The organism is Dyadobacter sp. AC419, from assembly GCF_979253085.1.
The window spans coordinates 235,992-258,651 of the sequence record NZ_CEEDCD010000023.1; the positions used below are offsets into that span (position 1 = coordinate 235,992).

The following is a 22,660-nucleotide window of genomic DNA, read 5'->3' on the forward strand; positions in this document are numbered from 1 at the left end:
AATTTTAAATTCTTAGCTAATTCACTGGTTATCATCATTATAACCTTCTAAAATACCACTGTATCAAAGTTTAACTTTATTGAGATATTATTTAGTTATTCCGGGTAGCAAGTGGCGGTAGTTTTGACAAAAAATCAGAACTACCAATGAAAAACAGTAAGGTATTAGTTTGGTCGATCGTCGTTGCGCTTGGCGGATTTCTTTTCGGATTCGATACGGCCGTCATCTCGGGAGCGGAAAAAGCCATTCAGCATGTATGGGATCTCTCCGCGGTCGAGCACGGATTCACCGTTTCCATCGCGCTCATAGGAACGGTGCTCGGCGCCATGCTAGGCGGCATTCCGGCTGACAGACTGGGGAGAAAAACCACCTTATTCTGGATCGCCATCTTATATCTGGTTTCTCTCTCGGCTCGGCGCTTGCAACCGACTGGTATGTTTTCATATTCTTCCGCTTCCTGGGTGGCTTGGGCGTTGGCGCTTCTTCCGTCGCCGCCCCGATGTACATTTCCGAAATTTCTCCTGCCAAATCACGTGGGAAAATGGTTGGGCTGTTCCAGTTCAATGTCGTTTTCGGCATTCTCATCGCTTACTTCTCTAATTACTTCATGCAGGATATGGGCGACAATGCGTGGCGCTGGATGCTGGGCGTGCAGGCTTTGCCCTCGCTGATTTTCCTTCTGGCCATTCTTTACGTTCCGGAAAGTCCGCGCTGGCTGATCATGAAAAAGGGTGATGTGGCGCAGGCAAAAGAAATCCTGAACATTATCGATCCCCAAACCAGCGAAGAAACATTGTTTGCGATCATGAATGCAAACGAAGAAACCAAAGACAAACCTTCTGCCCGGCTGTTTTCTACCAAATACAAAACACCCGTAATGCTTGCCATTCTGTTCGCGGTTTTCAACCAGGTTTCAGGCATTAACGCCATCATTTATTACAGTCCACGCATTTTCGAAATGACAGGATTAGGTGCAAAAGCTGCGTTTTTGTCTTCTGCGGGAATTGGTTTCGTCAACTTCGCTTTCACACTTTTAGCCATCAACTTTATAGATCGTTTCGGCAGGCGCACATTGATGGCGATTGGCTCCGTGGGTGTCATTATCACACTTGGATTGGTTGCCAGGGCATTTTTTATTCAGGATTTTACGGGTGTTCCGGTTTTCCTGTTCGTTTACATTGCCTTTTTTGCCTTCTCACAGGGCGCTGTTATCTGGGTTTTCATATCTGAAATTTTCCCAAACGAAGTGCGTGCAAATGGTCAGGCACTGGGAAGCTTTACACACTGGTTTATGGCGGCCGTCATCGCCTTTTCTTTTCCTATCATTTCCGAATATCTGGGCGGCGGAATCACATTTTCCTTCTTTGCGATCATGATGATTTTGCAGCTCATTTTCGTGTGGCGCATCATGCCGGAAACCAAGGGAACCTCGCTGGAAAGAACAGATAAAACAATGATTCTACATTAATATCTCCACTTATATGACACCAACAATAACCGTTTTCGGAGAAATGCTTTGGGATATGCTGCCTTCTGGCAAGCAACCCGGCGGAGCGCCTATGAATGTGGCCATTCACCTGAAAAACTTTGGCTTGAATCCGGCATTTATCAGCCGCGTAGGCGACGACGACCTAGGGGCTGAACTCATGGATTACCTTAACAACCAGGATTTTAACACAGATTTTATCCAAACCGGCATAACACATCTTACCGGCATTGTAAAAGTTAACCTGACGGACAAAACCGAAGTCACCTACAAAATCGTGCAGCCTGTTGCCTGGGACTACATTATGTCGACGCCTGAAAACAAGCAACTGGTAAAGGATTCAGATGTGTTTGTCTACGGCACGCTTTCCGTTCGCAGTCAGCAATCGCGCGACACGCTTTTTGAATTGCTGAAAGATGCGAAACTGAAAGTGTTTGATGTCAACATTCGCCCTCCGCATCTGGACAGAGCCACCACCGAATATCTGCTGCAACAGGCCGACATTGTAAAAGTTAATGAGCACGAGCTGAACACCGTTTGCACATGGTTTGGCATCCAGCCCGAATTGGAAACGCAGATGAAATTTCTTTACGAACGCTTCAATCTGAAACTGGTTTGCGTTACGCTCGGTGCCGATGGCGCGGTTGTTCTTTCCAACGAAGGATTTCATTCGCAAGGAGGATATGCAGTGGAAGTGCAGGACACTATTGGCAGCGGCGATTCCTTTCTGGCGATGTTTCTGAAAGAATATATGTCCGGCTCTTCCATTCCGTCGGCTCTCAAAAAAGCCTGTGCCGTTGGCGCATTGGTTGCCTCCTATCCCGGCGCTACTCCCCGGATCTCTGAATCAGAACTTGATCATTTTCTTACCGTTAACCAATAACTCCATGAACAAAGGATTACTAATGATGGCATTTGCCATCCTATGCAGTATGCAGCTGGCATGGGCACAAAACAGGGTTTCGGTCTCCGGAACCGTGAAAGCAGCGGACGGCGAAATCCTTCCGGGCGTGAGTATCCTCGAAAAAGGAACCACCAACGGAGCCGTTACGGACGCCGCAGGAAAATACACGATTTCGGTAACTGCATCTGCGACATTGGTTTTTTCCTATGTCGGCATGATTGCAAAAGAACTGCCGGTTGGCAATCAATCTGTTGTGGACGCTACGCTGGAATACGACCAGAAAAGTCTGGACGAAGTGGTCGTGGTCGGTTACACGAGTTCTAAAAAGGAAGATCTTACCGGCGCGATTGCCATTGTGGACATGGCTCCGCTTAAAAACATCAGTTCAGGAAACCCGATGCAGGCGCTGCAAGGACGTGTTCCGGGACTTTACATTGAAAAAACAGGTTCGCCCAACGGAGCAAATTCCCGCATCCTGATCCGCGGAGCCAACACGCTCGGCAACACCGATCCGCTGTACATCATCGACGGCGTTCCCACCAAAAGACCGGAAGTTTTTCAGGGCCTGAACCCGAATTCCATTGAGTCTGTGCAGGTTTTGAAAGATGCCTCTGCTTCTTCTATTTACGGTTCAAGGGCTTCAAACGGGGTCATTATCGTCACGACCAAAAACGGAGCCAATGCCGACGGAAAGATCAGCATTGATTTTAATACGAGCATTTCGGCGCAATCGGAAAAATACGCGAGGTTCAAAATGCTCAATTCCGTGGATCGCGGACGCGCACTTTGGCAAGCTTCGGTAAATGACGGCGTAAATCCGGAAGATGGTTATGGCGCGCTTTACCAGTTTGATTGGAACAAAGACTTTAAAAACCCGGTCTTGAACGGCGTAACCGTTCAGCCGCTGGTTGGTGGCAATGCGAATATGCCCGCTGGCAACACGGATTGGCAAAAAGAGCTGTACAAAACCGGCATTGTAACCAACAATGAACTGACGATTTCGGGAGGAAATAAAACGTCTTCGCTGCAAATCAACCTGGGTTATTTCAAAAACACGGGAATGCTCAGATATACGGATTATGACAAACTGAGCGGCCGTATCAATGCATTGACCAGCGCGTTCAATGGCAAACTTAAAATCGGGGCCAATGTGCAGATCGCTTCCTCCAATGAAACCCTTGCTTCCACAGACATCGGCGGTGCCGCAACCACGGGCCTTGCCGTTACCCTTGCACCTACGATTCCCGTTTATGCCGAAGACGGCACCTGGGGCGGCGCAATTGGCTCAGGATATTCGGACCGGAACAATCCGCTGCACATGCAGGAAATTAACAAATGGGATAACACAAACCGTGTGACCTTGTTTGGAAACGTATTTGCTGAAATTGAACCGGTTAAGAACCTTTTCCTGCGTACAAGTCTGGGTATGGACAATGCGCGGTATTATTTCAAAAACATAGAGCAATCATTTGAAGAAGGCTCATTTGGACGGACCAATAATAGTCTGACCATTGATCAGAACCGCTATCTGAGCGCAACCTGGTCCAATACGATCCGCTACAATTTTGATCTGGGTGAGCATCATTTCAAATTGCTTGGCGGAATTGAAGCTATCAAAAATGACCTGAATTTTGAAACGGCACGTAAGGAAGGATTTGCGCAGCAGTCGGAAGATTATTTTGTATTGAATGCAGGAACCGGAAATGCCAACATTACCGGAACAGGATCGGGAAGCAGATTGCTTTCGCAGTTTGCAAGAGTCGATTACGGGTTTTCTGACCGCTATCTGGCGGCTGTAACGATCCGCCGCGACGGTTCGTCCCGGTTTGGAAAAGAGAATGCCTATGGAATTTTTCCGGCTGCGTCCGTCGGCTGGCGCATTGACCGTGAGGCATTTATGCAAAACCTGAAGTCAGTGAGCAACCTGAAACTTCGTGCCGGCGTGGGCCGCGTGGGAAATCAGGAAATTGGTGATCTGGCAAGATTTGGTTTATACGACACGCGTTACGGCTCCCGACGTTCTCAGTTTCCCGACGGCCATAACAGTTTCTTTGATCAGTTTTATAACATTGGAACGGCTTACGATTTGAATGGCGCCAATACCGGCAACCTTCCTTCCGGAATCGTTTCGATACAAGGCGCTAACCCGAATTTAAAATGGGAAACAACGGATGAAGCCAATTTCGGGGTCGATTTCGGGTTTTTCAACGGAAGCATTCAGGGATCGCTTGATTATTTTACCCGCAAAACCAGCGACATATTAATTACTCCGCCAATTGCATCCGCCGTGGGCGAAGGTCAGCTGAAAGTGGTGAACGGTGCGCAGAAATCCAATAACGGTTTCGAGTTTTCAGTCGGCTATTATGCCAAACCAAAAGGCGATTTTACGTACAACATTATGGCAGGCGTGAGCCGTTTCCGGGACAAAATCACTGTATTGCCGGAAGAAGTTCGTGCAGCTTACGCGGGCAATGTTACGCAGACGATTTTAGGACATTCGCAGTTTGATTTGTTTGGTTATAAAACCGATGGACTGTTCCAAAATCAGCAGGAAGTCGATGCTGCTCCGACGCAGGTGGGCGCAGGTCTGGGCCGTATTCGTTATGTGGACACCAACGGTGATGGCCGGATTGATGATCTGGACCGCGTATTTTTTGGAACGACCTTGCCCGCATTCGAATACAACCTGAAAGTGGAGGCATTTTATAAAAACTTTGACCTGTCCATATTCGGCTCAGGCGTTGCAGGCCGCGCAGGTTTTGATGCGTACACATTCTATAACAACTTCATAAGAGGTCGTGAAAACTCCGGCCCGGGTGTGTTCGATGCCTGGACGCCGCAAAATACCGGCTCAAAAATTCCTGCGCTATCACTTTCCGACGCCAACAATGAAACCCGCGCTTCCGATTATTTCAATGTGAATACTTCCTATTTCAAGTTAAGGAATGTGCAGCTGGGTTATGCCATTGATTCCAAAGCCATTGAAAAAATCAAACTGCAAAGGCTGCGCGTGTATGTAATGGCTGAAAACCTGTTTTTGATCAAATCAAAGCAGTTTGCGGGTCCGGACCCAGAGCGCGTGGATGTGAACGCCATCCCGATTCCAAGGACGATTACAGTTGGCTTAAATCTTTCATTCTAACTTTTGACAGAACTCCAATGAGAACCAAAATCATATACGGCCTTTTACTGGCAGGCGGCTTACTTACCGCCACATCCTGCAAAGATTACCTCGATTACGAACCGAAAGGACTTTTATCCTCAGATGCCGTAAAATCCGCTTCCAATGCAGAAGCCCTGGCCACTGCGGCCTATGCAGCGATTGGCAACGATGAAATGATCGGGCCGATGACGAGCATGTGGGTGTACGGCAGCGTGCGTTCCGATGATGCCTACAAAGGCGGCGGCGGGGTTTCCGATGTTGCGGAAATCGATTTTTACGAGCATTATAATCTGACGCGCCCTGATCTGGGTTCCATGCATCCATTTACATGGGAGAATTTTTACAAGGCAATCAGTCGCGCCAATGCTGCGCTTGCCAGTATGAATGCGCTGAGCGATGCGGAGTTTCCCTTAAAGCAAACGCGGATAGCCGAAATGCGTTTTTTGCGTGCGCATTCTCATTTTATGCTAAAAATGCTTTTCAAGAATATTCCCTACATCACCGAAAACCTGACCAGCGAGGAAATCCTGAAAACGTCCAATGTGGAATTTACCAATGATCAGCTTTGGGATAAAATCGGAGAAGATTTCCAGTTCGCGGTAGACAATCTGCCGGCCAAACAAACGCAGATCGGAAGGGCCAGCAAAATCGCAGCGGCGGCCTATCTTGCCAAATTGCGCTTGTATCAGGCTTACGAGCAGGATGATACGCATAAAGTTACGAGCATTAACAAAACCCGTTTGCAGCAAGTGGTGACGCTTACGCAGCAGGTGATCGCTTCGGGACAATACAGTTTGCAGCCGGATTTTGCCGAGAATTTTATCGCTGAAACAGAGAACGGCCCGGAATCGATTTTTGCCATTCAATATTCCATCAATGACGGAACGGCCGTCGGCCGACTGAGTTATGTAACCGGCTTAAATTATCCGCACGGCGCGCCGCAATACGGCTGCTGCGGTTTTCACCAGCCGAGCCAGAGCCTTGCCAATGCATACAAAACAGGAGCCGACGGCTTGCCGCTTTTTGAAACGTACAATGATAAAAATGTTGATTTCAAAACCGAAACCGTCGATCCGCGCGTAGATCACACCATTGGAATTGACGGACATCCATACAAATACGACGCGACCAAACCATTCAGCAACAGCTGGATACGTGACCCGGGAGTTTATGGATTTTTCCATACCATGAAAGAGCAGCAACTGGCCACAAGTGCTTCTTATCATAAAGAAGGCCCGTTTATCGGTTCATCCAAAAACATTGATGTGCTGCGTTACGACGACGTTTTGCTCATGCAGGCAGAAGCTTACATCGAACTCGGACAACAGGCTCTGGCGCTTCCGCTGATCAATCAGATCCGGAAACGCGCGGCCAACAGCACTGGCAGGTTGAAAAAGACAGACGGCACATTTGCTTCCAAATACAATGTCAAAGAATATTCGGCAACGGGCTGGACGCAGGAGTATGCGCGCAAAGCATTGCAATGGGAACGCCGGCTGGAATTTGCAACGGAAAGTCCGCGCTTTTTCGACCTGGTTCGCTGGGGAATCGCTGAAAAGACGCTGAATGCGTATATTGAAAAGGAAAAAATGAGAAGACCATTTCTGGCAACCGCCAAATTCACGGCCGGCCGGGACGAGTATCTTCCCATTCCGCAACGTGAGATTAGTTTCACAAAAGGCTTATACAAGCAGAACCCGGGATTTTAAGGGAGCAGTCGGCTATCGGCTTTCAGCTTTCGGCCATCGGCTGGTCGATCAACGGAATTGAAAGCCGACGGCCGACCGCCGACTGCCAAAACAACAAACACCTACTTATATGAAAAAAATCATTATTGCATTACTCCTTCTTTGTGCCATAACCGGCTCGACTGCTTTTGCTCAGGAGTTTAAAGAAAAATACCGTCCGCAGTTTCACTTTACGCCCAAAGCCAACTGGATGAATGATCCGAATGGCATGGTGTATCACAATGGGATTTACCATCTTTTTTATCAATACTACCCTAATGACAAAGTCTGGGGGCCGATGCACTGGGGACATGCTACGAGCAAGGATATGATCGCGTGGAAAGAGCAGCCGATCGCTTTGTATCCGGATAGTCTGGGTTATATCTTTTCAGGAAGCGCGGTTGTTGATAAAAATAATACGGCAGGATTTGGCAAAGACGCATTGGTTGCCATTTTCACGCATCATGACCCGGTTCAGGAAAAGCAGCAAACCGGCAAACACGAAACGCAGAGCATTGCGTACAGTTTGGACGACGGTAAAACGTGGACGAAATACAAGGGAAATCCGGTGATCCAGAATCCGGGTGTAACGGATTTTCGGGACCCGAAAGTGCGGTGGTTTGAGCCTCAGAAAAAATGGGTGCTGACTTTGGCAACCAAGGACCGCATTACGTTTTATTCTTCTCCTGATCTGAAATCCTGGACGTGTGAAAGTGAATTTGGTGCGAATGAAGGCGGCCACGGTGGCGTGTGGGAATGCCCTGATCTTTTTCCGATCAAACACGAAGGAAAAGACATTTGGGTGCTGATCGTGAACATTAACCCGGGAGGGCCAAACAAGGGTCTCTGCAGGACAATATTTCCTCGGAGATTTTGATGGTAAAACATTCACTTCCAATTCCAAAGAAACCAAATGGCTGGATTTCGGAACAGATAATTACGCGGCTGTAACATTTGCGAACACAGGCAACCGCAACATTCTGATGGGCTGGATGAGCAACTGGCAATATGCGAATCAGGTCCCGACAGATCCGTGGAGAAGTGCAAATACAATCGCTCGTGAATTGGGTTTAAAAACAGTTGGAAAAGAAACTTACCTGACGTCAGTTCCGGTAAAAGAACTGGATGTTTTGAACACTACAACATTTTCAATGAGGAATGTAAAGGTGAAAGATCATCTGGATCTGACGGATAAGGCAAAGAATAAAACCGGATTGTTTCGCCTGGATTTAACAACCAAAAACACAGCGGATTTTTCGATTGTGCTTGCGAATGAAGCTGGTAACGAACTGATCGTCGGTTATGACAAAGCAAAAAATCAATTTTACATTGATCGGTCAAAATCCGGTGCCATTGACTTTGAAAAAGGTTTTGGAGAGAAACACATTGCACCCAGGTTTGCAACGGGAAGCGATATTCCATTAACATTAATTGCAGATGTCGCTTCTGTGGAGCTTTTTGCAGATAACGGACTTACCGTAATGACGGATATTTTCTTTCCTGAAACCCCGATGTCCAAAGTGTCCATTAAATCCGTTTCGGGGATTAGTATTGATAATTTGAAATACACGGTTTTGAAACCTTCGATTGAATAAAGTAGGTTTTCCATCTGACCACTTTTAAGAGGTGACTAGCTCCCTGCCGATTTTGCCGGTAGGATCATATTTCAAAGCGCATTTTATCTAAAAGCACATGACCAAACAATGTTTCACCTTTCTTCTCGCAGCTTCGTTGGCCGTAGGATCCGCTTGGGCACAGGTGGAAAAGTCTGCTGTCAAGGACGACTTTAAGCCATCGGAACTTAATCAGCCCGGCCAGGACTATCCTCAGGTGAATTCACAGGGATATGTCAGGTTCCGTATCAAGGCACCGCTGGCAGATAGCGTAAGGGTAAGCCTTGGACTGGGCGGAAGGGGTGGCACCAAACTCACTAAGGATCCGGAAGGTTTTTTTACCGGAACCACCGAAGGCCCCATGGACGAAGGCTTTCACTATTACCACCTTAATGTGGATGGAGGGACCTTTAATGATCCGGGCACACTGAACTATTACGGCTCGGTTCGATGGGAAAGCGGCATTGAAATCCCGGCTCACGATCAGGACTTTTATCAGGTGAAGAATGTACCTCATGGCCATGTGCAACAAATATTATTCCCATCTAAAAGCACAGGCACTTCCCGTCGTGCATTTGTTTATACCCCTCCCGGATATGAAAAGGGAAACAAACGCTACCCGGTACTGTATCTCCAGCACGGATGGGGAGAAGACGAAACCGCATGGAGCAATCAGGGCCGTGCAAACCTGATTATGGATAACCTGATTGCAGACGGCAAAATCGAGCCTTTCATCATCGTGATGACCTACGGAATGACCAATGAAGTAAAATGGGGAAAGATAAAAGAATTTAAGATCGACCCTTTTCAAACCGTACTGGTTGACGAGCTAATCCCGTATGTAGACGCTACTTACAAGACATTAGACAGCCGCGACAAACGCGCCATGGCAGGCCTTTCAATGGGCGGAATGGAAACTAGGATGATTACGGTGAACAAGCCAGACGTTTTCGGGTACTATGCGCTACTCAGCGGAGGTCTTTATTCACCGGAAGATCTAAAAGACAAAACCAAGCCTAAGCTTGTTTTCCTCAGTGCAGGTAGTAAAGAGAAACCCGACGGCGTAAGGAACGCGGAGACTGAGCTTAAAACGGCCGGATATAATGCGGTTTCGTACGTTTCCGAGGGAACAGCACATGAATTTCTTACATGGCGCCGCAGCCTGTATCAGATGGCACCGCTTTTATTTAAATAAAACCAGCCTTGGTGTTTGGGTGGTTGATAAACGGTTGAAATTTCGCTAAAAGCTTAGTTTCAACCGTTTATTTGTTAAATATTACTGTGGATTTTGCTTAATACTACAAAGGATCAGTTACCCGGAAAATAAGTCTCTTTCAAATAATCGCGCAGCGAACTTGGCTTGCGGCCCAGTAAATGTTCGACCGTATTGTGCGTCCCTCCCAGCATGCCGTTTTTGGCGGCCTGGCCCCATTGGGCGATGAAGTTGGCAACGATCTCCGGGAGGCCGGCGGCTACTTTCTGTGAAACAAAAGTTTCAGGCTCAACGCTTTTGTAAGTAATGGTCCGTCCCGATAACTCGGAGAGTTCGCGGGCAATGTCGTGAAACGAATAGGCTTCACTTCCGGCCAATGTATATTCCTGATTATCATGCCCTTCGCTGGTCAGCAGCGCCGCTGTGGCTTCTGCCAATTCGTTCCGCGTCACGAATGCAATCTCCCCATCTCCGGCCGAAAAAAGGATTTCTGACTCCGGTAACTCGCTTCCGATCATGTACGAAAGACCTTCAAAATAGAAGCCGTTTTTGATAATGGTGTATGTCAGCCCGGACGCTTTGAGATAGGCTTCCGTTGCCAGATCGCTTTCTGTAACTTCCACCATATTGAATTCTGCACTGCGCTGAATACTTGTATAAAAGAGGTGTTTCACTCCCGCCCCCTTCGCAGCGTCGATCACATTCCGGTGCTGAAGCAGCCGATCTGTAAATGCCACCGCGGAAACCAGCAGCACTTTATCAATGCCCTGAAATGCTTTCACCAGCGCAGGATAATCAAGATAATCGCCCTGCCTGACATCCACACCCCGCTCTGCAAGGTCGGTGGCTTTGCTGATATCACGCACCAGCGCGGCAATTTCTGTGGGCGGAGTCGTATTAAGTAAGAAATCGATGGTTTGGTGTCCTAGCCCGCCGGTGGCTCCTGTTATTAAGATCATGATGAAAAGAAATAAAAATCCGTGTATATTTACTTGCAAATTGCAAGTGTAAAGGTAAGCTATTTTACTTGCAATTTGCAAGTAAAATATAAAATCAGTTGTATGAAAGAAATAAAACAGCGATCCACCTGCCCAATCAGCACATCACTCGATGTGCTTGGGGACAGATGGACTCTGCTCATTCTCAGGGATATGGTGTTTGCGGGGAAATCTACTTACGGAGAATTTCTGATGTCAGGAGAAAAAATAGCGACCAACGTCCTGGCCGACCGACTGGCTGTCCTGGAATCACAAGGCATCTTGACGAAGGATGTGGCTGCTGATAAAAAATCAAAATTCACTTACCGCATGACGGAAAAAGGCGTCGATACCCTGCCGATCATTGTAGAGCTCATTCTCTGGGGAGCCAAACATTGCCAGACCGTCATTGACCCGGGCCTCTTGGAAGAAATCCGGGCCGATAAGGACGCAGCCATCGAAAAATACCAGCAGCGCGTACGCGAAAGCGAGTAAAATCCGTTTAGTCTCTCGCTATAAGCACCTTATGCGTGCTTAAGGTTCCATCCAGGTGTGTTATGGTCATGGTGTAAATGCCCTCACTCAGCTTCGAAACGTCGATTCCATCATTAAAGTGGTTTTTCATTTCATACACTTTGACACCGGATACTGCGTGTAATGTTACCTGCTTCACCTTTTCATCATCGGTGATCCGGATCACATTGCCCGCTGGATTTGGATAAACAGTGAGCGTAGCGGTCTTGTCAAAAAGAACATTCACAATTTTACTCAACGAGAAGGTTTTGTCGTTATCGATCATTTTGAGGCGATAAAAATTCTGGCCTTTTACAGGATTCGCGTGTTCGAACGTATAATTTGCCTGAACGCTGCTTTCGCCCTTTGCTACTACGGCCCCGATTACATTCCAGTTTTTCCCGTTGGTGCTATGCTGAATATCAAAACGATCTGCATTGGTTTCCTCGGCTGTGGCCCATTGTAGTGCCACATGATTTTCTTCTATGCCACCTTCAAAAGTCATTAATGTAACCGGAAGCGCGCCTGAAAATGGTATAAAGTAATCTTCAACTTCTCCGTCAGTAGCGAAGCCAGCTACACTGGCGGTTATTAACGAATTCGTGCTAAGCCGAAACCTGGCGTAAGTCCCCTTCGTGCCTGCGGGGCCAGTGAGCGTCGAAGACGGCCACACCAGCGTAGCTTCTGTTCCCGATGCCGCCAATGTTGTGCATACGCCTTCCTCTGACTCAAAATTGCCGTTATTGTTCCAGTCGATCCAGCCACATAAGTTAGCGGTAGCCCCTGTCGTGTTACGGGCCGAAACTTTCACCGTATAATTTGTAAATGTTGTGCTTACGGCGGGTGAAATCGTCGGGAATTCGGAAATACCGTCCTCGTCGTTCTGGCCTCCGGAGTTGTCACCTCCGGCTAATGCATCCGGTGCACCATTTGCGTCAACATCAATTGTGCTTCCCAATGTAAGCCCGGGATTTACTTCATGAAATGCCCCACCGGTTGCTGATAATGTGCCATAAGAATCGGGTGCATCACCATAATCATATGCGGAATTTACAAACTCCACATGCACGGTCTGACCTGCGAACACTCTGATGGATGCACTGTTCGTTTGAAGACTCTTAACCACGGGGACGGAACCACCAGCTGAATTGATGCCCGTAAGTTTCCAGTTACCGGGATTCTCAGTCACGTTGTAAAGGCCCGGGGGAACATTCACAATGATACTGTTGCCACTGCCAGACGCCCGCACTTTGTGGCTGTTCATCCAGCTGCCGTCTTCCCTGCGCTGGACGATTTGTCCGCGAGAGGTTGCGGGCGCATCGTCTTCTGCATTTAATGTCATAATGGGTGTATCGCCGTCGGATCCAGCCGATATACCTGATCGGTTACGTCCCTCTCCTACACCGCTGCTGTTGGGTGCTTCAACAAATACATCGTTTTCCAGATAATAGCATCTGTCCCTGGTCACACCCCAAACTTTACCATCGGCTGCGACTGTAATATCCCTGAATCCCTGAGCAGGAAACGATTTTTGGATTGTAGCAGTCGTTCCTTCGATTGTGACAAGCAATACTGCCGCCAATTGTTCGCTAAGCACATATATGTCGCCATTTAGACCTACGTCCAGGCGCTGACCGCAAATATTTGGATAAGAAGTCAGATTTTCTAATCCTGAATAATTTGCCAGTGTGTTGCATCCACCAGCATTCCTGACTAATACATACAAACCACCACCACCAGCTGCGGGAGCTCCGACGTCCACAGCATTTGCTCCTTGTGATAACAGTTGAAATTGGTTGTTCCTCCAGCCGAATAAATTACCATCTGTATTCACAAGGACGGCCTGGCCGCTCACCGTGGCATCTATTCTTGTTCCCATGCCATTCACCTGCACCCACCCTGTGTTACCAGGATTCCTGTAATAAACGTTTCCATTGCCTTGTTCTACATCTGGCGCACCAATGGCCCAGATCGTATTCTCCCCTCCCATGCCAAGATCCTGAATGGATATAAATGCCGGATCATCATTCAATATGATGTTTTGGCTGACCGGGAGGTTACCCGTGAAAGAGAAATCTGCACCCGGAGAAATTGGCGACACTGCTTTTTTAGAAATCACGATTGTTCCCTGAGCACGAGCGAAGGAATTAATGCAGACAAAAACCAATAGCAGGATTAGTCTTTTGCTCAGTGATAATACCAAGTCATTGAAGTATAAAGTTTTCATATCGAGTAAATAAGGTTGGCTTCAACACAAATTTACCGCGTCAAAAACTAGCGTGGTATAGCTAATAATTGCTATACCCAATGCTGCTGCTCCTGCCAGGACAAATGCCCACCAACTGGTTAGCATTCACACACAAGCTGGATATTTTGAAAACGAAGGATGCCAACGCCAAACATTGAAACTTACAATTTTTTCAATCCGATTGATCCAGAATCCTTTGGTAAGCGTACCTCAGTGAAAAGTAGATGATTTCTTCTGCATAATGGACCGGACCGTTTTGCAACCAATCGATTCCATTAGATGAGTATTCGCATTGCCGTGTTTTCAGGGATATTTTTTCTGATCCTTTTTCTGAGTGCAGAGATTTTGCTCAGAATTGGACTCACCTTTTACGGCTATCCATTCCTGCGGCCGGGCGATTATCTGTATTCTGGCTTTTATCCGAACCTGGAAGAAGTCAAGAAAAACGACATTCGGAATGACGACGATATTCAGGACGTGCTGATTTTGGGCGGCTCAGTAATCAGCAAGCCATGGTCGAACATGGGTTACCGGCTTGATACTATTTTACAAAAGAAATACGGTCAGGGAAAGAAATTTGCTTTTTACAACATTGCAGCGGCCGGGCATACTTCTCTCGACAATCTCATCAAATACAGGTTACTCAAAGACGAGCGGTTTGATCTGGTCATCTATTATGAGGCCATCAACGAAAACCGCGCTAACAGCATCCCTAAGGAAGATTTTCGCGCAGATTACTCGCATATGAAGTGGTATAGCGACCTCTATATGCTGCAAGCCCATCCCGAAATGAATGTAACGGTCATTCCCTTCATCATGGATATGGCCTTCAAAGCGCTTAAAGACCGGGTCACGAAAAAGAAATATATCAGCATGGATAATGTGGATCAGGTGTACTCGGTTCTCGGCTCGGACATTAAAACTGCGGCTTCATATAAGCAGAATTTATCCGATATCGCAGATCTTGCGGCGGCAAGAGGCGATCAAATGCTGTTTACAACTTACGCATCTTATTTCCCGGACAGCGTCCAGCTTACCGGCGAGCAAAGTGATATGAAGTATTTTGCTGGCTGCATATATGCATCGCCGGTCAATATTTGGGGCAAAGCGGACAATGTTAAAAAAGGCATTGCGGCGCATAATCAGATCATGAAAGAGCTGATGGCGAGCAGGAAGCTGCCTTACCTGGACATGGAAGCGATTATGCCCAAAAAAGGCTCGCTTTTTTGCGATGTTTGTCATGTGAGTGAGCCTGGCGCAACGCTGTTTGCCGAAAATATGGCCTCCTATATTGTTACAAATCACCTCCTTGAAGATCGTCAGCGACAGCTCAGCAGCAAGCCTTAGTCCTGATTAATTGAAATATCAGAAGCCGAAACGGAAAATATTTCCATCATTTTACTCCGGCCTTTCAGCAGATTTTCTCCAACAGATCGTATCTCGTATGTGGCTGGAAGATGTAGTATTTTGGCAAGGTCTTCCGATATCAGCAGGTCCGCACCGAAATCGTTGCAAAGTCCCTGAATCCTTGCGGAAGTGTTAAGCACGTCCCCTGTAAAAATGATTTCCTTTTTGAGCGATCCAATTTCGCCGGCAGTCACTGTGCCACAATGCAGCCCGGCCTTAAAAGCTGGTAAAATACCGAAATTTGCATTGTATTTCTCCGCCTTACCCGCCAATGTCTTTTTCATTGCGAAAAAGCATTCAATGCAGTTATTATTTGTCAACCCGCCTTTCAGTTTCCAGCTGATGATCATTTCATCACCGGCGTATTGATAAATGGCGCCCTCGTAATCAATAACCGCCTCCGACAGGTCAAAAAAGTATTCTTTTAACATTTCAAAGTATCTGACATGCCCAAGTTTTTCCGCGATTGTAGTGGACGACTTCATATCCAGAAACATGAATATTCGCTCTTCCTCGACCGGATGATGATATTTCCCCAAGAAGAAATTATGCAATGTGCCCGGCCCGATACTCTGGCTGAATTCGGCATAAAATTGTGTGATCAGGATTATCGAAGCAATGTAAAGCGTCAGACCGACCGCAGCGTAGTCCGTGAAAAAAGCGAAGGCTGGCGAAGCGAAGTTTTCAAAAGTGTGCTCACCAGGCGAATTCAGCGCATTCATAAACAACGTGAGCGCCAGAAAAAGGATCACAATGATCAGGTAAAGAAGCGATTTGAAAACAATTTTCCTGGCAAAGCTCTTTTTTATAAACCACTTACTAAAATAACCGATTTCCATAATCCCGGTAATCAGGCCCATCATCAGTCCAGCGGCGGGCAGGGCGATCAGGTTTGCTGCAAATTTGTACTGATTGCCAGTCGAAGGATAATGGTCCAGATCGCCTAGAACTCCCCTTTCCAGCATGCAATAAATCACGCTGAAAATAAACCACAATGCGCCAAAGGGAATAACACGCGCAATATTTCTCTTGGTTTTCGGTGACAGCATGAATTGAGGGTTGTGGTCGGGTTTGAAATTAAACCTAAATTTTCAAAACGAGCCTTATTCATAGGAAAATGTTAATGGTTTACGACCCGCCGTGGGCATTTGCTTCCTGAAGTAAAAGCAAGGGTTCCAACTATGACGAAGAGCTGCGATTTACCGGAACGGCCATCATTAAAAGCAAGCTTGGCGTAGAAGACGATAGAGTTTCAGGACTTCTCAAATCCTCCGACGGATCTGCATTTTGGAGTTCCGCAGATGATCGTTATGATCAAAAAATTCCGGTTACCCTGCATAGAAAACAATATCCGAACCCGATCCGATAAGCAAGCTGGCAAATCGGATTTAGAAGTAGCCAAAATGAAAAATCGTTGTCAAAACCATCCGTGTTTAGGCTAAGACAAACCGAGATTCGGCTAAATTTTCCGAAGTAATCATCCTCATTTTTGCAGTCAAACAAAATGAAGATTATGAAAGCTGTAAGAATAAGCGAGTTTGGCGGTCCGGATGTCATGAAAATAGAGGATATTGAGGTTCCTGTTCCGGCATCTGATGAAATTCTGGTGAAAGTGTACGCTAGCGGTGTCAACCCTGTCGACTGGGCAATCCGGAAGGGCGACAATGAAAGTTTGAGATCATTTTTAACCTTACCCTTGACCCTCGGCTGGGATGCGGCAGGACTCGTTGAAGCGACCGGAAGTGATGTAACCAGCCTGAAAGCGGGAGATGCTGTTTATGGTGTGCCGAACTTTCCTGGCGATGGGAGTTACGCTGAATACTGTGTCGCAAAAGCAACGCAATTTGCACTAAAACCAAAGCGCCTCAGCTTTAATGAAGCCGCAGGTGTTCCCTTGGCAGCACTTACTGCCTGGACAGGGTTGTTTGCGCACGGAAAACTAATGCCCGGCCAACGCATTTTCATTCAGGGCGCCTCAGGTGGCGTTGGAGGTTTCGCAGTGCAGTTTGCCAAAGCAAAAGGGGCCTTTGTAATCGGAACGGCTTCGACAGACAACTTAGCGTATGTTAAGGAGCTCGGTGCCGATGAGGTCATCGATTATACAACCCAGAACTTTCTGGAACTGGTGCGTGACATCGATTTAGTTCTGGAGGCTTCCCCGACCCGGTACCAATGATGAGCGGATTAGGGCATTGGGCATATTAAAAGAAGGAGGAACATTTGTTAGCGTGAATACAGATTTCCCCTTCAATGATCAATTATTGGAAACCGCAGCTGTTAAGAAAATAACTGCAGAACTTTCCGCTAATCAGCCCCGTCAGCAATGGCTGTCTGAAATTGCGCAGTTAATTGATGAAGGCAGCGTGAAGGTTACGATCAGCAAAGTATTTCCTTTGCACGAAGTGGCCAAAGCACACCTTGAAAGCGAAACCTGGCATGTAAGAGGCAGACTGATACTGGAAGTAAAGAAGGATTTTTAACCAGGATACGGCTTGTAGCACGATAATGGCTTTAAATTTAACCACTTAGACGAGATCGGGACACAGAGAATTGTCCCGATTAATCTTAACTTTATGAAAATCATATTAAATACCATAACTAAACTAAGAAGAACTGATGATGAAAAATTTATTCAAATTCTTACCGCTACTGCTATTACTGAGTGTATTCTCGGCTTGTGAAGATCACAATATTCCAAGCGATGTCATTGAGCAAAAAGGATTGCTTTTAAGCCCTGAGCAGGAGTTCCCAGTAAAAGAAAGCGGGGCTTATGGTTGGGCTGATGTATCGTATAACAAAACCACCAAGATTTTAAGTTATACGATCAACTGGTATAATCTGTCTGGTGTACCCACGGGAGCACACATGCATGGGACGGCGTTGCGGGGCGCTAATGCAGGCATTAAACACGATTTCTTTGGATCAATTCCCAAAACACCAACAGGCACTTACTCTGGCAGTGTGCTGGTCGACGGAACTGCTATTAATGAAACGGACTTGTTGAATGGGCTCTATTATTTCAATTTCCATACAGCTCTTAATCCGGGAGGCGAGATCAGAGGCCAGATAGAATTTTATAATCAGCCGCATATTATCAGCAAAAAGGGCTTGTCCATTGATGGAATGCAGGAAGTGCCTACCAAAACTACGCAGGCAATCGGTACAGCAGATGTCTCTTACAATAAGAACACAAAAGTGCTCAGCTATTATATAACCTGGAAAAACCTGACCAGTATCCCAACCGGAGCGCACATTCACGGAACGGCTGCCAGAGGCTTCAATGCTCCCATTAAGCATGACTTCTTCGATTTAATTCCAAAGAAACTTGCGGGGGCATACTCTGGTTCGGTTTTGGTTGATGGAGCCAACATTAATGAAACTGACTTACTGAATGGCCAGTATTATTTCAACATCCATAACATCATTTATCCAAGTGGAGAAATCCGTGGACAAATTGAATTCTAAAACCGATTATTTTGAAATAAAATGATTTGTTGAGGACACTGTAAAAGAACATTCATATTGTTTAAGAACTCGGCCGTCTCATTTAATTTGAGACGGCCAAGTTACTTTTTTGACCAACCTTAATGCTTTATAAATTTGTTTTGTAATGACCGGCCGTCTATCGTTTTTATCAACAAGACATATACACCACTCGGCAGATCACTTACTGAAATTCCATCCGCGGAATATTTTCCAAAACTCCTAACGGCAACACCCGAGGCGTTATAAATCGTTAGTCCTTTTATATCACTGGTATGTTTCAGATTAAGGAACAACCTGTTTGCGACCGGATTGGGATATATAAAGGCAATTAAGCTTTCGTGCTCAAAAACAACAGCACGAATGTTACTATATGCAAATGTTCCGTCCTAGTCAATCATTTTCAGGCGATAGAGATTTTCTGCTGCATGCGGATTCAAGTCCAGAAACTCATATGCTTTGTTCAAAGAGCTGTTTATTGATGCGCTAACCGTTCCAATTGTTTTCCACTTTTTCGCATCCGCTGTTCTTTCTATTTCATAGTGACTACTGTTTGTTTCCTGTGAAGTCGCCCACGACAGTTTTACCAACGTTTCTTCCTTCATTGCTTTAAAACTGATCAATGTAACAGGCAATGGATCATTTATGACTTTCAGTTTGACCGTTCCATTCACCTTATCATAAGTGGTTTCCCAGATTTTGGGCGCGATTGAGGGAAGATTTAATGTTGTAAATATGCCGGTAAGACTTTCGGCATCAATCATGGTAAATTCATTTCCCAAAACAGGTGCGAAACCGTTGATAAGCGTCACATTGAACGTGCCTGATACGACAATGCTGCCCGCTACATTTATCTGATCGTAACCTGTGGCCGCGGCCATTCCGCCGATTTCCATATCAAGCGTGCCGCTATTTGTAAGATCACCATTGAAGGAAATTTTGCCCGCAGAATTTCCCGGAGCTATCGTTCCCGCGTTATCAAAGTTACCATTGACGATCGTGCCGTTGCCTTTGAGTGTGCCAGCGTTCGAAAACAAATCCGTAATAGTTAATCCACCTGAGGCCAGATCAATGGTCCCGTTGTTATTCAGATCTTCCACTTTTGCATAAAAGTCAGCCGGAACAATGATAGTCTGATTGGCTGAAACGGTAGCGACCGCACCCAAAGCATCAGGATAATTTGTTGCATTGATCCAGATATTATTGTCGGGAGAGGACTCCCAGCTTGAAGCCTCATCCCAGTTTGCGCTGTTTAATGTTGCTCGATAATAATCTGATGGAGAACTTTCAGGAGTTTTGGTGTTAAAATCGATTTCATTGCCATAAGAAGTCCCCACAGAGTTGGTGGCGTAAGCTCTTACGTAGATGCGCGAACCTTGCGGCAGGCCGGTAATTACTTTGGTAAAATTGCCTGTGCCTGCGTCGATTTGCACTTTATTGGACGAAGTTGTAGGATTAGGCGATGTGCTCCATACTATGCCGCGGTCGCTGACAGGCGCGTTGCCGTCGGCTGTAACTGCGCCACCAAGCCGGGCCGATGTCTGCGTAATTTCTTCGGCAGTGGCTGTCGTAACGGTGGGCGCCGTCAACGTCACACCAGTTGTAAATCGCAATGCAGCATTGCTGCTGATGCCTGTGAAGATGCGGCCGTCCGGATCCACAAGATGCAGCCTTGTCGATTGTAATGTAATAACCCGTTGCACCATCCAGATCCGAGGTGGGATCAATGGTGATATTGTTGGTTCCGTTGCCTGTTACCTGCGAGCTGTTGGCTGCAATGGTCGCGACGATGTTATTGTTATCAAAGCGCCGTATCAGAATGTTTTTGTTTGCCGCTCCGCTCACCGGACGGCTGAATGTAAGTGAAATATTTCCGCTCGCAGATACGCCCGTTGCCTGATTTGCAGGATTGGTAGCTGTGATCAAAGGCGGCGCGTCGTTCTGACGAAAGAAATAGTTTTGCTTCGCAGCCGTGTAGTTGGTTACGAAAACATCCACATCCTTATCATTGTCCCAGTCTGCCACGAAAGCCTTTTTCGCATTATTATAAAATGCGCCCGCATTAGGAAGCGAATTGAAAGGGTTGCCCGCGCCCGTCACCTGAGTAAAAACGCCGCTCCCATTATTGCGCCAGAAAACCAGTGTGGTAGACCCATCTGAGGTGTGCAGGTCTATATCCCCGTCAGAATCAAAATCCCCGGAAAGGATCTGATTGTTCGTTGCGATCGCCATTCCGTTGAAAGGGTTGGCTGAGCCCGTTTGCAGCGAATAAACGCCATTGTCGTTGCGATAGTAATCTCTGACGGTCTCATTTCCTTTCAAAGTATTTAAAATGTCAATATCCCCGTCGTTATCCCAATCCGCAACATAAGCGTATTGTGCGGAGGAAAATGCCGCTTTTCCTGCCAAGGTGTTAAATGGATTTTCGGCCCCGGTTGTTTTTGTAAATGCACCGCTGCCATTATTTCTCCAAAATTCATTTTCCAGCTGGTTACCCGGATAGTTGTGCAGATCTACATCACCATCATTGTCAAAGTCGCCAAAGATGAGCTGGTTATCGCCACTAACATTCACATTCGCGAACGGGCTTGATCCGCCGCTTAGCAGCTTATATTTTCCATTGTCGTTGCGATAGAAAAAGTTTTTCTCACTTTTTTGTGGTCACGCATCGGCACGTAAATATCAACATCCCCGTCGTTATCCCAATCTGCAACGAATGCCTTGCTAGCAGCGTACAAACTGCATTTTCAACAACTTTTTCAAACGGATCTGCTGCACCGGTCACCTTCGTGAAAGAACCGGATCCGTTGTTTTGCCAAAAATCGTTTGTGGTTAATGTGCCGCCCCAGGAGTGGATATCGATGTCGCCGTCAGCGTCGAAATCTCCATAGATCAATTGGTCATCCGTGAAAATGGGTATGCCAGTGAATGGGCTGTCGGAGCCAGTTAGTATCGAAAACAGAGGCACCGAACCGATTTCAAAGTTACCGCTGGCCAGCTGGCAAACAGAAATTGTAGTGCAGGCGGCAAAAAAGAATTTGATAGAAGTTTTTTTCATGTATTTTTTTCCGAAATCTATGTTTCCTTTTTTCGAAAAATCGTAACATGATAATATTTATTATTAATTGAAAAATCCGTTGAAAGGAAATGCGTCAACGGACTAAAAATCAGCTCAAAATATTTTATTGCGGAACTGTCAGTTCGGACCGGGCATTTTGGTAGGACCATTCAACAAGTTGGCCCACAGCCTTTTGAACCTGCTTCATATCTTCCGATTTATTAATGTCAATGCCGCAAAATGAGCTCCCGTTCACCTTTGCATTGAGAACGAGATAATAAATACCTGGAACGATAACGGCGAGCACTGCCCGGAAATTAACGTCCGTATCTTCAAAATAGGGTTGTATGATTTGTAACAATTCCTCGCCGATCCTTTCCCTTGCATCTGCAAGGCTGCGTGCAATTTCGTTCGGCCCGGAAATTTGCCAGCGCATGATTTCCTGCATTTCTTCATTTTGGAAAAAATAGGCGATTTGGCCATTCAGCGTGTGTTTGGTGAACTCTTTTCCATTATCGTCCTTGGTTGCTGCGAGCAAATCTACAAGCTCTCCCTGCATCGATATCCAAAAATCTTTTTGTGCCAGATACACCTTAAAAAGCTCCTCTACATTTCCGAAGTAACGGTAAATCAGCGTCTTACTCACGCCAGCCACATATGCGATTTTGGAAGCCTTCAACCCAAAATAACCTTTGGTCATAAAGATTTCACCTGTTGCCTGAATGAGCTTCCTCTTCGTTTCTTCCTTATCCTTTTTTTGTAAATTATCCATGAGTGCTTATAGTACAGGGTTTGTTGAGCGTGTTTCGCATTGAAATGCAGCAGCAAGAAGCGCGTGATCTGTCAGTCACAAAAGGCGAAGAGCTGG

At 46.4% G+C, this 22,660-nt stretch carries 16 protein-coding genes and 2 pseudogenes; 11 read left to right on the plus strand and 7 right to left on the minus strand.

Going from position 1 to position 22,660, the window contains the following annotated elements; all coding sequences use genetic code 11:
- Window positions 1-146 precede the first annotated feature (146 nt).
- From AC0IYG_RS21390 to AC0IYG_RS21415, 6 genes and pseudogenes are all read left to right on the plus strand, one after another.
- Window positions 147-1,468 (plus strand): annotated as a pseudogene (locus tag AC0IYG_RS21390) (sugar porter family MFS transporter).
- A 13-nt stretch (window positions 1,469-1,481) separates the two neighbouring features.
- Window positions 1,482-2,369, plus strand: coding sequence for a carbohydrate kinase family protein (locus AC0IYG_RS21395; protein WP_471713105.1), 888 nt, complete (start codon window positions 1,482-1,484; stop codon window positions 2,367-2,369).
- A 4-nt stretch (window positions 2,370-2,373) separates the two neighbouring features.
- Window positions 2,374-5,532 (plus strand): SusC/RagA family TonB-linked outer membrane protein, encoded by a 3,159-nt coding sequence (locus AC0IYG_RS21400; protein ID WP_471713106.1) that lies wholly within the window; start codon window positions 2,374-2,376, stop codon window positions 5,530-5,532.
- A 17-nt stretch (window positions 5,533-5,549) separates the two neighbouring features.
- The gene (locus tag AC0IYG_RS21405; protein ID WP_471713107.1) at window positions 5,550-7,262 is read left to right on the plus strand and encodes a RagB/SusD family nutrient uptake outer membrane protein; all 1,713 of its coding nucleotides are present in this window, start codon (window positions 5,550-5,552) and stop codon (window positions 7,260-7,262) included.
- A gap of 109 nt (window positions 7,263-7,371) precedes the next feature.
- A pseudogene (locus AC0IYG_RS21410) lies at window positions 7,372-8,875 on the plus strand (glycoside hydrolase family 32 protein).
- Window positions 8,876-8,972: 97 nt separating this feature from the next.
- Window positions 8,973-10,088, plus strand: a complete 1,116-nt coding sequence (locus AC0IYG_RS21415; RefSeq protein WP_471713108.1) for an alpha/beta hydrolase-fold protein — start codon at window positions 8,973-8,975, stop codon at window positions 10,086-10,088.
- Window positions 10,089-10,201: 113 nt separating this feature from the next.
- On the opposite strand, the gene AC0IYG_RS21420 is transcribed toward AC0IYG_RS21415, so the two are convergent.
- Complete coding sequence (locus AC0IYG_RS21420; protein WP_471713109.1) at window positions 10,202-11,065, minus strand: SDR family oxidoreductase; 864 nt, start codon at window positions 11,063-11,065, stop codon at window positions 10,202-10,204.
- 102 nt (window positions 11,066-11,167) lie between these two features.
- Between AC0IYG_RS21420 and AC0IYG_RS21425 the strand changes: the two genes are divergently transcribed.
- Window positions 11,168-11,578, plus strand: coding sequence for a winged helix-turn-helix transcriptional regulator (locus tag AC0IYG_RS21425; RefSeq protein ID WP_471713111.1), 411 nt, complete (start codon window positions 11,168-11,170; stop codon window positions 11,576-11,578).
- A 7-nt stretch (window positions 11,579-11,585) separates the two neighbouring features.
- Here AC0IYG_RS21425 and AC0IYG_RS21430 read toward each other — a convergent pair whose 3' ends face one another.
- Window positions 11,586-13,823: a GEVED domain-containing protein gene (locus tag AC0IYG_RS21430; protein WP_471713112.1), complete on the minus strand. Its 2,238-nt coding sequence runs from the start codon at window positions 13,821-13,823 to the stop codon at window positions 11,586-11,588.
- 300 nt (window positions 13,824-14,123) lie between these two features.
- Between AC0IYG_RS21430 and AC0IYG_RS21435 the strand changes: the two genes are divergently transcribed.
- The gene (locus AC0IYG_RS21435; protein ID WP_471713113.1) at window positions 14,124-15,191 is read left to right on the plus strand and encodes a hypothetical protein; all 1,068 of its coding nucleotides are present in this window, start codon (window positions 14,124-14,126) and stop codon (window positions 15,189-15,191) included.
- On the opposite strand, the gene AC0IYG_RS21440 is transcribed toward AC0IYG_RS21435, so the two are convergent.
- Window positions 15,188-16,300 (minus strand): adenylate/guanylate cyclase domain-containing protein, encoded by a 1,113-nt coding sequence (locus AC0IYG_RS21440; RefSeq protein ID WP_471713114.1) that lies wholly within the window; start codon window positions 16,298-16,300, stop codon window positions 15,188-15,190. The genes AC0IYG_RS21435 and AC0IYG_RS21440 overlap by 4 nt on opposite strands.
- Window positions 16,301-16,764: 464 nt before the next feature.
- Here AC0IYG_RS21440 and AC0IYG_RS21445 point away from each other — a divergent pair, with 464 nt between their 5' ends.
- The 3 genes from AC0IYG_RS21445 to AC0IYG_RS21455 all read left to right on the plus strand — a co-directional run bounded on the left by AC0IYG_RS21445 (window position 16,765) and on the right by AC0IYG_RS21455 (window position 18,716).
- Complete coding sequence (locus AC0IYG_RS21445) at window positions 16,765-17,427, plus strand: NADP-dependent oxidoreductase (protein WP_471713115.1); 663 nt, start codon at window positions 16,765-16,767, stop codon at window positions 17,425-17,427.
- Window positions 17,428-17,443: 16 nt separating this feature from the next.
- Window positions 17,444-17,731 carry a zinc-binding dehydrogenase gene (locus AC0IYG_RS21450; RefSeq protein WP_471713116.1) on the plus strand — a complete coding sequence of 96 codons (288 nt, stop codon included), beginning with the start codon at window positions 17,444-17,446 and terminating at the stop codon, window positions 17,729-17,731.
- Between the two features lie 136 nt (window positions 17,732-17,867).
- The gene (locus tag AC0IYG_RS21455) at window positions 17,868-18,716 is read left to right on the plus strand and encodes a CHRD domain-containing protein (RefSeq protein ID WP_471713117.1); all 849 of its coding nucleotides are present in this window, start codon (window positions 17,868-17,870) and stop codon (window positions 18,714-18,716) included.
- 119 nt (window positions 18,717-18,835) lie between these two features.
- Here the strand turns inward: AC0IYG_RS21455 and AC0IYG_RS21460 are convergent, their stop codons facing one another.
- The 4 genes from AC0IYG_RS21460 to AC0IYG_RS21475 all read right to left on the minus strand — a co-directional run bounded on the left by AC0IYG_RS21460 (window position 18,836) and on the right by AC0IYG_RS21475 (window position 22,564).
- Complete coding sequence (locus AC0IYG_RS21460; protein ID WP_471713259.1) at window positions 18,836-19,099, minus strand: T9SS type A sorting domain-containing protein; 264 nt, start codon at window positions 19,097-19,099, stop codon at window positions 18,836-18,838.
- Between the two features lie 1,090 nt (window positions 19,100-20,189).
- Entirely contained in the window at window positions 20,190-21,308 is a 1,119-nt protein-coding gene (locus tag AC0IYG_RS21465) for an Ig-like domain-containing protein (RefSeq protein WP_471713118.1), read from the minus strand.
- Between the two features lie 73 nt (window positions 21,309-21,381).
- Window positions 21,382-21,792 (minus strand): FG-GAP repeat domain-containing protein, encoded by a 411-nt coding sequence (locus AC0IYG_RS21470; RefSeq protein ID WP_471713119.1) that lies wholly within the window; start codon window positions 21,790-21,792, stop codon window positions 21,382-21,384.
- 124 nt (window positions 21,793-21,916) lie between these two features.
- On the minus strand, window positions 21,917-22,564 hold the full coding sequence (locus AC0IYG_RS21475) for a TetR/AcrR family transcriptional regulator (protein ID WP_471713121.1): 648 nt from the start codon (window positions 22,562-22,564) through the stop codon (window positions 21,917-21,919).
- Window positions 22,565-22,660: the final 96 nt, after the last annotated feature.